This is a genomic window from Brachybacterium sp. AOP24-D1-21, from assembly GCF_052378665.1.
Lineage (GTDB): Bacteria > Actinomycetota > Actinomycetes > Actinomycetales > Dermabacteraceae > Brachybacterium.
This window is the reverse complement of record NZ_JBQSXX010000001.1, coordinates 330,881-344,648: the sequence shown is the minus strand read 5'-3', so window position 1 is coordinate 344,648 and position 13,768 is coordinate 330,881. Positions and strand designations below refer to the sequence as shown.

The 13,768-nt window shown below is 69.1% G+C and carries 10 protein-coding genes and 1 tRNA gene; 8 read left to right on the top strand and 3 right to left on the bottom strand.

What is annotated here, in order from left to right; all coding sequences use genetic code 11:
* Window positions 1-2 precede the first annotated feature (2 nt).
* Genes ACT3UF_RS01655 through ACT3UF_RS01645 form a run of 3 tightly spaced genes read right to left on the bottom strand, consistent with a single transcriptional unit; the run spans window position 3 to window position 2,767 of the window.
* The gene (locus ACT3UF_RS01655) at window positions 3-479 is read right to left on the bottom strand and encodes a hypothetical protein (RefSeq protein WP_441446248.1); all 477 of its coding nucleotides are present in this window, start codon (window positions 477-479) and stop codon (window positions 3-5) included.
* A gap of 9 nt (window positions 480-488) precedes the next feature.
* Window positions 489-1,526 (bottom strand): adenosine deaminase, encoded by a 1,038-nt coding sequence (locus ACT3UF_RS01650; protein WP_442332786.1) that lies wholly within the window; start codon window positions 1,524-1,526, stop codon window positions 489-491.
* Complete coding sequence (locus tag ACT3UF_RS01645) at window positions 1,523-2,767, bottom strand: pyridoxal phosphate-dependent aminotransferase (RefSeq protein ID WP_441446250.1); 1,245 nt, start codon at window positions 2,765-2,767, stop codon at window positions 1,523-1,525. The genes ACT3UF_RS01650 and ACT3UF_RS01645 overlap by 4 nt, the downstream gene beginning before the upstream one ends.
* Before the next feature lie 229 nt (window positions 2,768-2,996).
* Here ACT3UF_RS01645 and ACT3UF_RS01640 point away from each other — a divergent pair.
* The 8 genes from ACT3UF_RS01640 to ACT3UF_RS01605 all read left to right on the top strand — a co-directional run bounded on the left by ACT3UF_RS01640 (window position 2,997) and on the right by ACT3UF_RS01605 (window position 13,265).
* Window positions 2,997-3,069 (top strand) — tRNA-Trp (locus ACT3UF_RS01640).
* Between the two features lie 63 nt (window positions 3,070-3,132).
* Complete coding sequence (gene secE / locus ACT3UF_RS01635) at window positions 3,133-3,399, top strand: preprotein translocase subunit SecE (protein ID WP_441446251.1); 267 nt, start codon at window positions 3,133-3,135, stop codon at window positions 3,397-3,399.
* A 76-nt stretch (window positions 3,400-3,475) separates the two neighbouring features.
* On the top strand, window positions 3,476-4,432 hold the full coding sequence (nusG, locus tag ACT3UF_RS01630; RefSeq protein WP_442332785.1) for a transcription termination/antitermination protein NusG: 957 nt from the start codon (window positions 3,476-3,478) through the stop codon (window positions 4,430-4,432).
* Window positions 4,433-4,615: 183 nt separating this feature from the next.
* Window positions 4,616-5,047 (top strand): 50S ribosomal protein L11, encoded by a 432-nt coding sequence (gene rplK / locus ACT3UF_RS01625; RefSeq protein ID WP_441444666.1) that lies wholly within the window; start codon window positions 4,616-4,618, stop codon window positions 5,045-5,047.
* Between the two features lie 5 nt (window positions 5,048-5,052).
* Window positions 5,053-5,772 carry a 50S ribosomal protein L1 gene (gene rplA / locus ACT3UF_RS01620; protein WP_441444667.1) on the top strand — a complete coding sequence of 240 codons (720 nt, stop codon included), beginning with the start codon at window positions 5,053-5,055 and terminating at the stop codon, window positions 5,770-5,772.
* 774 nt (window positions 5,773-6,546) lie between these two features.
* Window positions 6,547-7,062, top strand: coding sequence for a 50S ribosomal protein L10 (gene rplJ / locus ACT3UF_RS01615; protein ID WP_442331985.1), 516 nt, complete (start codon window positions 6,547-6,549; stop codon window positions 7,060-7,062).
* Between the two features lie 150 nt (window positions 7,063-7,212).
* A complete protein-coding gene (gene rplL / locus ACT3UF_RS01610) occupies window positions 7,213-7,599 on the top strand; it encodes a 50S ribosomal protein L7/L12 (RefSeq protein WP_441444669.1) in 387 nt (128 codons plus the stop codon).
* A gap of 323 nt (window positions 7,600-7,922) precedes the next feature.
* The gene (locus ACT3UF_RS01605; protein WP_444502121.1) at window positions 7,923-13,265 is read left to right on the top strand and encodes a S8 family serine peptidase; all 5,343 of its coding nucleotides are present in this window, start codon (window positions 7,923-7,925) and stop codon (window positions 13,263-13,265) included.
* The last annotated feature ends 503 nt before the right edge of the window (window positions 13,266-13,768 follow it).

Below are 13,768 nucleotides of genomic sequence, written 5' to 3'. Positions count from 1 at the left end.
TCTCACCGCGTCTGAGCAGGGCGCCTCGCCCGCGACCGCACCGCGTCGAGGATCCCGAGCACTCCCGAGGCCGTCAGGGCGAGGGAGCCCGCCACCCACAGGGCCGAGCCGATGAACGGTCGACCAACCACCATTCCTCCGGTCGGCCGATTGTTCGCCTCATCCCAGCCGTCCCACATCAACCGTGGGGGATCCAGGACGAGGGTCGCCGGCAGGATGACCAGCGTGAGAGCGGCGACGAAGGCGACGACCGCCCAGAGAGCCGGCCAGCGCGGGATCCACACCGTCGCGGCGGCGACCAGCACGATCGCCCAGATCGGGAGCATCAGGGGCAGGGAATCGGTGGTCCCCGGCTGGCCGGCGCTGGTCATGAGGAACGCGTCGAAATCAGGATCGCTGGAGACGCTGACGGGCACCACCAGGGTGATCACCAGGGCGGCGACCGCCACCAGCGGGAGCATCCTGCGCGGAGTTCTCATGCGCCGACCCTAGAACGTTGCCGGAGGGGAGGCCAGCCAGGCCCTCACCCCGCCCAACAGGCGCTCCTTCACCGCGACCGGCGCGGCCGAGATCCGGATCGAGGACGCAGCGAGGTCCGCGATCTCGGCGTCGTCGAAGCCGATCTCCCGCGCGGTCTCATACTGGTCCAGCAGGCGAGAGCCGAACAGCAGCGGGTCATCGGCGCCCAGGGCGATCTGGGCCCCGGCATCCACCAGGCGGCGCAGCGGAACGTCGGCCGCCTGTTCCACCACCCCCAGCGAGGCGTTGGAGGCGGGGCACACCTCCAGACCGATCCCGGCCTCGACCACCCGCTCCAGCAGAGCCGGGTCCTCTGCGGCGCGCACCCCGTGGCCCAGGCGGTGCGGGTGCAGATGCTCCACCACGTCCTCCAGATGCTCGGGTCCCAGCAGCTCCCCACCGTGCGGCACCGACATCAGCCCCGCGTCGCGAGCGATCCGGAAGGCCAGCGCGAAGTCTGCAGTGGTGCCGCGCCGCTCGTCATTGGAGAGACCGAAGCCGACCACCGGGCCGACGTGCCGCGCCGCCAGCCGGGCGAGGGTCCGCGCATCCAGGGGGTGACGGGTGCGGGAGGCGGCGATGACGATCCCGATGCTCACCCCCGTCTCCTGCTCGGAACGGGCGGCCTGGTCCAGCACGATCTCGATCGCCGGGGTCAGACCGCCGACGAAGGGCCCATAGCTGGTGGGGTCCACCTGCAGCTCGAGCCGCCCGGAACCCTCGGCAGCATCGTCCTCGGCCGCTTCGTGCAGGATCCGGCGCATGGCCGACTCGGAATCGACCACCGCCCGCGCCGCGTCGTACTGGCGCTGGAAGCGGAACCAGCCGCGGCGCGTGGGCTCGACCTGCAGCGCGACGTCGTCGGTGAGCGAGCGGGGCAGTCGGATGCCCCGCTCGTCCGCTAGCTCCAGGAGCGTCCGCTGGCGCATCGACCCCGTGAAATGCAGGTGCAGGTGCGCCTTGGGCAGTGCCGCGAGATCGCGGCCAGCACCATCGGCCGGACTCATCCGGCCAGGAGCGCTGCCACCCGGTCGATGCCCTCGGCGATGTCCTCATCGGCCAGGGCGTAGGAGAAGCGCAGGTGACCAGGGGCGCCGAAGGCCTCACCCGGCACCGCGGCGACCTCCGCCTCCTCGAGGATCACAGCCGCCAGCTCTGCCGAGGTGGTGATCTTCCGCCCGCGGATCTCGCGGCCGAGCACTCCGGAGACATCCGGGAACACGTAGAACGCGCCGGTGGGGGTGGGGACCGTGAACCCGGGTACCGCGGAGAGCTTCTCCACGATCAGGCGACGTCGACGATCGAACGCCTCGCGCATCTGCTCGACGGGCTCAGTGGGGCCGGTGAGCGCCGCCAGGGCCGCCCGCTGGGCGATGTTGTTGACGTGCGAGGTGAGGTGGGACTGCAGGTTGGTCGCCGCCTTGATGATGTCGGCCGGGCCGACCATCCAGCCCACCCGCCAGCCGGTCATCGCGAAGGACTTCGCCACCCCACCCAGCAGCACTGTGGTCTCGGCGAGCTCGGGCACCGCCTTGAGGACCGAGGTGAAGGGCATCTCGTCGTAGGTGAGGGACTGGTAGATCTCATCGGTGACCACCCAGATCCCGTGCTCGAGCGCCCAGCGCCCGATCTCGGTGACCTGCTCGGGGGTCAGCACCACCCCGGTGGGGTTCGAGGGGGAGCAGAGCACCAGGGCGCGTGTGCGCTCGGTGCGGGCCGCCTCGAGCTGGTCGATGGTCGGCACATAATTCTGGTCCACCCCGGCCAGCACCGGCACCTCGACCGCTCCGGTCTGCCGGATCGCCTCGGGGTAGGTGGTCCAGTAGGGGGCCGGCAGCAGCACCTCGTCGCCCGGGTCCAGCAGGGTCGCGAAGGTCTGGAACACGGCCTGCTTGCCACCGTTGGTGACGAGCACCTGGGAGGGCTGGATCTCCAGACCGGTGGTGCCCGAGAACGCCTCGGCCAGCGCCTCGCGCAGCTCCGGGAGGCCCCCGGTGGCCGAATAGCGGTGATTGCGCGGATCCTGCGCCGCCTCGATCGCGGCGTCGACGATGTGCTGCGGGGTGGGGAAGTCCGGCTCGCCGGCACCGAAGCCGATCACCGGCCGACCGGCGGCCTTGAGCGCCTTCGCGGTCGCATCGACCGCAAGGGTCGCCGACGGCTGGATCGCTCCGACCTGCTGCGAGATGCGGGCGTGCTGAGGGGTGTGCGGGCTGGTCGCGGAGATGCTGGCATCGTCGTTGGTCACCCGCCTATCGTGGCAGAGCACGCGATCAGTCGCCAGGTCCGACCCCATTCGGACACGGGGGAATACGGCGGGGGAGAACGCTGGGGGACCGTTCCTGGAGCAGATGTGATGTGATCTGCTGCCAGCCGATTCGCACGAGGTCCCTGCGGCTTGTATGCTGGTCGCTGGTCAGAATCACGATGCTCCTCCGGGGGCAGTGCGAAGACCTCATGAGGCCTGGTCCTCGTGAAGGGCAGTGGCGCAATTGGTAGCGCAGCGGTCTCCAAAACCGCAGGTTGCAGGTTCGAGCCCTGTCTGCCCTGCCGGTCCGGTCGGGGTCACCCGACCGGATGCGGATGACCTCGACGAGATCGGACAGCCCAGACGTGAACTCCAGCCAGAACGCCCCGTCGACGCCCACCGGTGCCGACGCCCAGGGCTCCGGGTCGAAGAACCCGTTCCTGGCCATCGGTCTGTTCATCCGCCAGATCATCGCGGAGCTCCGGAAGGTGGTCGTCCCGACCCGTCGGGAGCTGGTCCTGTACTCGATCACGGTTCTGCTGTTCGTCGTCTTCATGATCCTTCTGATCTTCGGCCTCGACTCCGTGTTCAGCTGGCTCTCCAGGATCGCCTTCACGGTTCCCGACGTGTGAGCCGCGGGCTGGCCCGCACCACGCAACGCACCGTGACCGATCAGTTCCACGCCGCCAGGAAGGCAGGTACCCGCCGATGAGCGACCAGACCTCTACCCCCGAAGAGTCCTCCACCCCCGACGAGTCCTACCAGGGTGTCGACGACTCCCTCTCCTTCTCCGCCTCCTCGCAGCCGCAGACCGCAGCGCCCCAGGTGGACGCCGACGAGCAGCCCGCCGACGAGACCGTCGATGAGGCGCCGGAGGCCGACGACTCCGCAGCGGAGCAGGATCCCGAGACCCTCGGCGAGTCCGAGCCCGTCGAGGACTCGCAGGATGAGTCCTCCGAGCAGGACGAGCCGACCGAGGGCGAGTCGGACTCCGCCGAGCAGCCGGAGGACGCCGAGCAGGCAGAATCCGCTGAGGAGTCCGAGGAGCCCGAGGAGGAGGACCCGCTGGTGCAGCTCAAGATGCATCTGCGCTCCTCCTTCGGCGAGTGGTACGTCGTCCACTCCTACTCCGGTCACGAGAATCGCGTGAAGACCCAGCTGGCCACGCGTACCGAGACCCAGGACATGGAGGACTACATCTTCGAGGTCCAGGTCCCGATGGAGGACGCGACCGAGGTCAAGAACGGCCAGAAGAAGATCGTCCGCCGCGTGCGAGTGCCCGGCTACGTGCTGGTGCGCATGGATCTGACCACCGAGTCCTGGCGCGTCGTGCGCGACACCCCTGGTGTGACCGGGTTCGTGGGCAATGCGACCGACCCCACCCCGCTGAGCTTCGACGAGATCTACTCGCTGCTGGCGCCCTCCGTCGGACTGCCGGAGAAGAAGCGCTCCTCGGGTGGCACGCCGGCCAAGGCCGCCGCTGCGCAGAAGATGCCCGACTTCCACGTCGGAGAGTCCGTCACGGTCATGGACGGTCCCTTCGAGACCATGCCGGCCACGATCTCCGAGATCCACACCGAGTCCCAGAAGCTTCAGGTGCTGGTGTCCATCTTCGGTCGCGAGACCCCGGTCGAGCTCGGCTTCGACCAGGTCACCAAGATCTGAGCGGCGCGCGGCAGCTGCCGCGTCAGTACGACCAGGATCACTCTCGATACCGGTCGACGCCGCCGCGACGTGCAGGTAACGTCGCACCCCGGACCCTTTTCCGCTTGACTGCGGAGATGGGTCCAGCCGTGGGAGGAGCGCATGATGAGCTCCGCCCGGACCACACCACAGTAAGGAAGAGCAATGGCTCCCAAGAAGAAGATCGCGAGCGTCATCAAGCTCCAGATCCAGGCCGGCGCGGCCACCCCTGCGCCGCCCGTGGGTCCCGCGCTCGGCGCTGCCGGCGTGAACATGATGGAGTTCGTGAAGGCCTACAACGATCGCACCGCGGACATGCGCGGCAACATCGTCCCGGTCGAGATCACGGTCTACGAGGATCGCTCGTTCACCTTCATCACGAAGACCCCGCCGGCCGCTGAGCTCATCAAGAAGGCCGCTGGGCTTTCGAAGGGTTCCGCGACGCCGCACACCGACAAGGTCGGCAAGATCTCCCAGGCACAGGTCCGCGAAATCGCGGAGACCAAGATGCCTGATCTGAACGCGAACGACATCGAGGCCGCGGCGAAGATCGTCGCCGGCACCGCTCGTTCCATGGGCATCACGGTGGAGGGCTGACGACAATGGGTTTCCGTAGCAAGGCATACAAGAACGGTGCAGCGCTGATCGAAGAGGGTCGCGCCTACTCACCGCTGGACGCACTGCGTCTGGCCCAGAAGTCCTCCCCGGCCAAGTTCGATGCCTCCGTCGAGGTCTCGATGCGCCTGGGTGTCGACCCCCGCAAGGCAGACCAGATGGTGCGCGGCACCGTCAACCTGCCCAACGGCACCGGCAAGACCGCCCGCGTCATCGTCTTCGCGACCGGTGCGCAGGCTGACGCCGCCCGTGAGGCCGGCGCCGACGAGGTCGGCGACGACGAGCTGATCGAGAAGGTCGCCGGCGGCTGGACCGACTTCGACGCGGCCGTGGCCACGCCGAACCTGATGGGCAAGGTCGGCAAGCTGGGCCGCGTGCTCGGCCCCCGCGGCCTCATGCCGAACCCCAAGACCGGCACCGTCACCATGGACGTGACCAAGGCCGTGTCCGACATCAAGGGCGGCAAGATCGAGTTCCGCACCGACCGTGCGGCGAACCTGCACTACCTGGTCGGCAAGGTCTCCTTCTCCGACCAGCAGCTGGTCGAGAACTACGTCGCAGCGCTGGACGAGATCCTGCGTCTGAAGCCGTCCTCCTCCAAGGGCCGCTACATCACCAAGATCACCGTGTCCACCACCATGGGCCCGGGCATCCCGGTCGACGTGAACCGCACCCGCAACCTCCTCGAGGACACCGACGAGGCCTGATCCTCTCCGGTACGCCTCGAAGGTGCACTCCGGCGCCCCGTCCACCAGCAGGTGGGCGGGGCGCCGTCGTCATGCACGGGGCGTTGGAATGTGACGACGCCCTGCCTGCCGCCGGCCGAGCCGCAGCGGCGCCCGACCGGCCCAGTCGCAGTTCCCCGCGACTGGCCCAGCCGCAGTTCCCGGCGATAGGCCCAGTCGCGGCCGCGCGCGATCGGCCCCTGTCGCGGGTTCCCCCACGACGCGCCGCGCGAGATCACCGATCTCTGCCGGAAACGGGGGAGATCGGTGATCTCGACGGCCTGAGAGCGGAGTGTCGCCATCTGCCCATCTGCCCATCTGCCCATCTGCCCATCTGCCATTCGCCATCGCGGCATCGGCCGACGGGGAGCGAGCCGGGAGGGGGAGTGGGCCGGGGGCGGGCGTGTCCCTCGACGGCGGACTCGACGGGGGAGTGGACCGGCCGGGGATGCCGTCGCGGATGTGATGCAGAACGCGGCTCTCGCCATGGCGCGGGCGCGCGGGTCTGGTCTACTCTGGACCTACCGAAGACCGCCGGTTGTCGTGCTCGACCCCGAGAGCGACCGAAGAGATCCCGTCAGGGATGGCCTGCGCAGGTGAAGAAGCGACTTTCGCGAAGTCGCCCGTCCGGCCCCGGCTGGAGCCATTCGTGGCACGGGCACCCACCGCGTTCGAGGCCTCGACACTTGCGTGTCGAGGCCTTTCCTGTTCTCAGACTTCTTCACCCGGTGGCGAGAGACCTCTGGAAGGAGGGCCATGGCTAACCCCGAAAAGGTGGATGCCGTCTCGGAGATCGCGGAGCTTTTCCGCGAGTCCGATGCCGCTGTCATCACCGAGTATCGCGGGCTCAGCGTGGGTGACCTCAAGGAGCTTCGTCGCTCCCTGGGTTCCGAGACGACCTACGCCGTGGTGAAGAACACGCTCACGGAGATCGCCGCCCGCGAGGCCGGCATCACCGCTCTCGATGGCACGCTCAGCGGTCCTACCGCTATCGCCTTCATCAAGGGTGAGCCGGTGGGGCCTGCGAAGGCCCTGCGTGACTTCGCCAAGACCCACGACCAGCTCGTGATCAAGTCCGGCTTCTTCGAGGGCAATGTGCTCTCGCAGGAAGACGTCCAGAAGCTCGCGGACCTCGAGTCCCGCGAGGTCCTGCTGGCCAAGGCCGCTGGCGCTATGAAGGCGTCGATGGGCAAGGCCGCCGCAGTGTTTGCGGCGCCGCTGTCGAAGGCAGCACGCACCGTGGACGCGCTGCGGGCCAAGCAGGAGGCCTGAGGGGCCTGAGCCTCTCAGCTCTCCGCACCCACAGCCTCAGCGCTGTCCCCCGTGCCTCCTTCACAGGAAGCGCGGTCCGCAAGACCTGGCGCGAAAGCGCCGCCTCACACCGCAGGGACGCAGGTCCCGACCATAGGAAGGAACGCCACCATGGCAAAGCTCAGCAACGACGAGCTCATCGAAGCTTTCAAGGAAATGTCCCTCATCGAGCTCTCTGAGTTCGTGAAGCAGTTCGAGGACGTCTTCGACGTCACCGCTGCTGCCCCCGTGGCCGTCGCCGCTGCCGGTGGCGCCGCCGGTGGCGAGGCCGCTGCCGAGGAGGAGCAGACCGAGTTCGACGTCATCCTCGAGTCGGCCGGTTCCGCGAAGATCGCCGTCATCAAGGAGGTGCGCGCCCTCACCTCCCTCGGTCTGAAGGAGGCCAAGGCGCTCGTCGACGAGGCCCCCAAGGCTGTCCTCGAGGGTGTCAAGAAGGAAGACGCCGAGGCTGCCAAGGCCAAGCTCGAAGAGGCCGGCGCGTCCGCTTCCGTCAAGTGATCCGTGGCGTGCGCTCCGGCGCGCGCCTGATCTGACGGCAGTCGTACTGCTTCCGAAGGGCCGTCCCGCGATGCGGGGCGGCCCTTCTGCATGCCCGGAGACGCCCCGGGGCCGCGATGCCTGCCCGCTCCGGGGGCGCATCGGCGCACCGTCACCGTTTCGTGACTTCCGGATGCTGACGACCAGGTGAAAGTTCGCTGGATGCTCCATAGGCTGACCCCGCCTATGTCGTGAATCACCCGGGGGTTCCTGTGCCATTTCGGCCGCTTCGTCGTCTCGCCGCTCTGTCCGGCGCACTGCTGATCGGGACCCTCGGTCTCGGTATGAGTGCCGCGGTCGCGGCCCCTGAGGTGCCGACGCCACCGGCCGCACCCAGCCCGGTGGAGGGTGTCCCCAGCCTCCCGGACGACGTCACCTCGGATCCGGTGGACGTCGTGGTGCTGCTGAAGGGCGAGGACTCGACCCTCTCGATGTCCCAGGAGAGCTCGCGGCTGCAGGCTCAGCAGTCCCTGATCGACACCTGGTCCCAGCGGCACGGGCTCGTCATCGACCGACAGTTCGGCTACCTGGTCAACGGGTTCAGCGCCTCCGTGCCGGGGGACCGGCTCGCCGCTCTCTCGCTCGAGCCGGAGGTGTTCTCGGTCCGCCGGGAGCGGGTCTACGAGCGCACCGAGCACACCGCCCGCGATCTGCAGGGAGTGCCCGCGGCCTTCGATGCCCACGGCGTGGACGGCACCGGCATGGTCATCTCGATCATCGACTCCGGCCTGGACCCGAGCCACCCCGCCCTGCGACTCGACGACTGCGGCGCGGCCGCGATCTCGGAGATCAATCCGGCCGCCGAGGCCGGGTTCACCTGCAAGATCCCCGACGGCTACAACTACGCCGACGAGAGCTACGTGATCAAGGACGGCGTGGTCGACGCGCACGGCCAGCACGTCGGCGGCATCGCCGCGGCCAACGGCTCCGAGGGCGACCACCCCGGTGACTTCGTCGAGACCGGCGAGCTGGACGGCGCCGCGCCCAACGCGCAGCTGCTCGCGATGAAGGTGTTCTCGAACTCCGGCGGCGGTGCCACGGACTCGGACATCGTCGCCGCGATCGAGGACTCGGTGAAGCAGGGCGCCGACGTGATCAACATGTCGCTCGGCTCCTCCAACGGGCAGAAGAACGCCTCCGACGCGAGCTCGCTCGCGATCGAGTCCGCCCGTGACGCGGGGGTCGTCACGGTGATCGCCGCCGGCAACGACGGCCAGAACTTCTCGCCCAGCGGGGTCGCCGATGATCTCTACGGGCTCCATGACGACGGCACCGTCGGCGCGCCGGGCACCCTGGGTTCCGCGCTGACCGTCGCCTCTATCGACAACTCGGTCCTCACGCAGCTGATGGCGTACGTGAACGACGAGACCGAAGGCGTGCCCTACTCGCCCGCCACCGGGACCCTCGATGATCAGCCGCACCGCCTGGTCGACCTGGGCCTCGGCACCGCAGCGGACATCGACGGGGTGGATCTGGACGGCGCCTACGCGCTCATCTCCCGCGGCGAGATCTCTTTCACCGAGAAGTACGAGAACGCCATCACGGCCAACGCCGGCGGCGTCGTCGTCTACAACACCGAGGATGCAGCCTTCGGGATGGCGGGGGTGGAGAGCTTCACCCTGCCCGGTATCACCGTCAGCCAGTCCGTCGGCCTCGAGCTGCAGGCCGCCATCGAGGCGGGGGAGACCACGCTGCGCATCACCGACGAGGTCGATGTGCGTGCGAGCGCGACCGCGCTGACCCCGTCGAGCTTCACCTCGTGGGGCTCGACCCCGACGCTCGACTTCGAGCCCGAGATCGCCGGCATCGGCGGCAATGTGTACTCGACGTACAACGACGGCACTTACGGCATGAACTCCGGCACCTCGATGGCTTCCCCGAACGTCGCCGGGATGACCGCGCTGGTGCTGCAGCATCTGGAGCAGACCCGTCCCGACGTCACCGGTGCCGAGCGGGTGGATCTGGCGAAGATCATGCTGATGAACACGGCGATGATCCCCGTCCAGGGCGACACCGCCGTGCCGTCGGCCTCGCCGCGCCAGGTCGGCGCCGGCCTCGCCCAGGTCGACAAGGCGCTGGACTCCCATGTCATCGCCACCGTCGACGGCGAGGGCGCGGCCGCGCTGCGCGAGATCTCCGGCACCGCCTCTTTCACCGTGACGCTCACCAACAGCGGCGACACCGCCGCGGAGTTCACCCTCCCGAGCACCACCCTGCTGGCTGAGACCAACGACGCCGGCGGCGCCACCACGGTGCGCAGCTCGAGCGGCTCCGTGGCCACGCCGAACACGGTGACCGTGCCCGCCGGTGGCACCGCGTCCGTCGAGGTCGCCGTCACCCCTGAGGCGGGTGCTGATCACTTCACCGGCGGCTGGGTGCAGTTCACCTCGAATGACGCCGACCAGCCGAACCTCTCCATCCCCTTCCTCGGCTTCGCCGGTGACTGGAATGCCGAGCCGATCGTGCTCCCCGTGGGCGAACCGCTCGAGGGCGTCGGCGTGCAGAGCGAGCTGATCACGATGTGGGGCGGCTCCACCCTGCCGCTCAGCAGCGACATCGGAGAGTTCTGGCTCTCGCCCAACGGTGACGGCGACATGGACACCATCGCGCCGAATCTGGTGACGATGCGCAATGCCTCCGACATCCGCTACAGCGTTCTGGACGCCTCGGGTGCGCAGGTGAAGGTCCTGGGGCAGGAGCAGGGGGTCTACCGGAACCTGCTCGGCGACTGGGGACTCGTCGCCGATCCGCGCGAGCTCCAGTGGACCGGGGCTGCCTTCGATGGCACCCTCTACGACCCGCAGGCGGTGGGCTACGCCGCGCTGCCGGATGGGCAGTACACCTACCGGGTCGAGGCCCGGCTCGGTGAGGAGCAGGACTGGCAGAGCACCGACTTCTCCTTCGGGATCGACGCCACCGCGCCCGAGGTCGACTTCGGTCCTTACGAGGCTGGGCTGCTCTCCTTCTCGGTCCTCGAGGACGGCTCCGGCATCCTCGCCCCGCCCACCGCGACCGGCGCCGCCGGCGAGGACATCCCGGTGACCGAGGCGCCTGACGGCACGTTCTCGATCGAGGTCGACCCGGAGTCGGTCCCGTTCGTCACCGTCTCGGTGCTCGATGCAGGCTTCAACCTGGGCGTCGGCACGAAGGTCTTCGAACCCTCGACGATGCTGATCGCCAACGCCTCCCAGCTCGAGCAGGGCGTCCTCGGCCCGCAGTCGCTGCTGGTGCAGGACGGATCGCTGCTGCTGAGCGGCTATGTCTCCTCCGACATCGTCGCCGTGCGTGTCGGTGACCAGACGGTGGAGACCCCCGAGGGGCGCTCCCGCCACGTGCTCCCGCTGGCCGAGGGCACGCAGGAGTTCCTCGTCGAGGGGCTCGGCGAGGATGGCACGGTGCTGCAGGAACGGACGCTCCCGGTCACCTTCGACTCGACCGCACCGGAGCTCACCATCACCGCGATGGAGACCGACGCGGAGGGACACGCCGTGGTCGGCGAGGACGGGACCCTCACGGTCGCCGGCACGGTCGCCGACGAGCGCGAGGGCGCCCAGCTCAGCGTCACCTCCGGTGAGATCACGGCGCAGATCGCCGAGGACGGCAGCTTCGAGATCACGGTCACTCCGGGCGAGATCGCAGCGGCCTTCACGCTCTCCGCCTCGGACGGCGTGAATACGAGCTCGGAGTCCTTCGCGATCTCCGGGCGGGCCCCTGCCGAGACTTGGGCGATGCCCGAGATCACCAACGCCGACTGCGTGCTCGAGCAGGCCGCATGCTTCGTGCCCGGCGACACCCCGGATACGAGTGCCGACGGCAGTGTCTTCACCCTCCGCGGCGAGTACCTGTCCGGGGGCACGATCACCTTGACCCCGGGCAGCCGCGTGGACGAGGACGGGAAGTACACCGACCCGGAGCCGATCACGGCCCAGATCGCGGAGGACGGCGCCTTCGCCGCCGAGCTCCCGGTCACGACCGGTGAGAACCACTACCGCATGGTGATCGAGGACGCGGACGGCACCATCCGTTACGACCGCGGGGTCCGCCTGTACTTCGATGTCACGGCACCCACCCTGCAGATCGACGAACCCACCCTGGTGGGCGGGACCCTGTACACGAACACAGAGCAGGTGACCGTGGCCGGCACCGCGTCCGATGACGGCTGGGGCTACGGGCTCCGGCTGAACGACTCCACGGTCATCGAACGGTTCGACATCGGCAGCCCGGGGGAGCAGTCCAACCAGCGCGACTTCTCCACCGAGATCACCGTGGCCGATGGCGACACGCTGCTGGTCGAGTTCGTGGACTCCAACGGCAATGTGCTGTTGGGTCTGATCCCGGTCATCCTCGACCAGGACGTCACAAGGGTCGACATCGCGAACCTGGCCGACGGCGAAGTCATCGACGACGCCCGCGAGATCGAGGTCTCCGTCGCGGACGAGAACCTGGCTGGGATGCAGGTGCTGTTGGACGGTGAGGTGGTCCACGACGCGGCCACCGACCTCGCGACCGAGGAGCACGCCCTCGAAGACGCGCTGGTCGACCTGCGGGAGCTGCAGGGCGAAGACGCCGACGGCGCAGACGCTGAGGGTGCAGACACCGACGGCACAGATGGCGTCGACGAGGTCACGACCTTCGGCACCAGCACCCGTGCCGCGCAGACCGAGCTGAGCACCCAGGTGCCCACGGCCGACCTCGCAGAGGGGAACCACACCCTCACGGTGCTCGCCACCGACCTCGCCGGCAGCACGTCCACCTCAGAGCGGATCTTCCAGGTCGTCGCCGCCGAGCCCGAGCTGGGGATCAGCGGTCCCGAGACGGTGGAGCTGAGCATCCACCGCGAGCAGCTGGGCGACCAGGCCGCGCTGGCCCAGGCGGCGCTCGCGAGCTACCAGGTGACACTCGACGGTGACGCCGAGGCCGCCGCCGCGGCCGGATACAGCCTGCGGCTCGCGCCGGGGACCGTCCTGGCCGACGGAGAGCAAGCGGTGCGGGCCCTTGTGGTCGATGCGGCCGGTGACCCGGTCATGGGCGCTGGCGGCGAGGCGGTCGAGCTGGGGATCACCGTGACGGTGGCCCTGCAGCAGGTGACCCTCACCGCGGGTGAGGTGAGCGCCACGGCGACCTTCCGCAGCGATGACTCGCTGACGGCCACCATCGGTGATGCCGAGGGCGGCGAAGGCCGGGTGGTGACGCTCGCCAACGTCTACGGCTCCCTGGAGTCGGTCATCACCGTGCCTGGTGCAGAGGGCGAGCGGGTCCTGCAGCTGCTGGAGGACGGAACCCGCCTGCCGGTGACCTCCACCTGGGCGGACGGGATGCTGACCTTCTCCGGGCCCTCCCAGGCCTCGTACCTGATCCTGCCGGCCGAGGTACCCGGCGGCGGGACCGGCGGTGACGGGGGCGGTGATGACGGCAGCTCCGGCGGAGATGGCAACGGTGGCGATGCCGGCGCCGGAGGCGGATCTGGCAGCGGCGGGGGACAGGGCACCGGCACGGCTGACGGCGCCGGTAAGGGCTCGGGCGGTCCACTCGCCCGCACCGGCACCGAGATCCTCGTCCCGCTCGGGGCGGCGGCGGCGCTGCTGCTGGCCGGTGGGGGGCTGATCGCGCTTCGCCGCCGAAGCTGAACACCACGGGCCCTGAGTCCCGGTCCTGAGCTCCGGCGCTGAAACACGGCTCCGAGCCGGAACGGACTCCGAGCCGGAACGGTGAGGCAGATCATGTGGGGCCGCATCCTCTGAGAGAGGACGCGGCCCCACGTGCTGTCCCTAAGGTGCTCGCGCGCCGCGCGCGGCCGGCCCTGCGGGGCTGCAAAGGCGCCGGACGCGCACCCTCCGCCCGGAGGCAGGAAGATGCCCAAAAGGTACCCAAAGGTGCCCTGACGTGCCCCGACACTCCGGGCGGGACCCTGCCTGCTTGACTCTGGCGCGATTTCCCTTCATGCTTTTTCCCGTACGGAGCTGTTCCTGCTGCACGTGCCCGGTGTGTTCACACCGCCGGGCCGGTCGAGACAGACGGGCAGGAAGCACCGACAGAACCTCTGCGCCAGGCATATAGCGGCCGACGTGGATGGACCAGTCGCGTCGCGGCACTTGTGTCCATCCGCGAATTTCTGTATGCTCGGTCCTTG

What these genes read in the sequence shown, in the direction of transcription:
- ACT3UF_RS01650 (WP_442332786.1), bottom strand. Translation starts at nt 1,526, where the DNA reads ATGAGTCCGGCCGATGGTGCTGGCCGCGATCTCGCGGCACTGCCCAAG.
- rplA (WP_441444667.1), top strand. Translation starts at nt 5,053, where the DNA reads ATGGGTTTCCGTAGCAAGGCATACAAGAACGGTGCAGCGCTGATCGAA.
- rplK (WP_441444666.1), top strand. Translation starts at nt 4,616, where the DNA reads ATGGCTCCCAAGAAGAAGATCGCGAGCGTCATCAAGCTCCAGATCCAG.
- ACT3UF_RS01655 (WP_441446248.1), bottom strand. Translation starts at nt 479, where the DNA reads ATGAGAACTCCGCGCAGGATGCTCCCGCTGGTGGCGGTCGCCGCCCTG.
- ACT3UF_RS01605 (WP_444502121.1), top strand. Translation starts at nt 7,923, where the DNA reads ATGAGTGCCGCGGTCGCGGCCCCTGAGGTGCCGACGCCACCGGCCGCA.
- rplJ (WP_442331985.1), top strand. Translation starts at nt 6,547, where the DNA reads ATGGCTAACCCCGAAAAGGTGGATGCCGTCTCGGAGATCGCGGAGCTT.
- rplL (WP_441444669.1), top strand. Translation starts at nt 7,213, where the DNA reads ATGGCAAAGCTCAGCAACGACGAGCTCATCGAAGCTTTCAAGGAAATG.
- nusG (WP_442332785.1), top strand. Translation starts at nt 3,476, where the DNA reads ATGAGCGACCAGACCTCTACCCCCGAAGAGTCCTCCACCCCCGACGAG.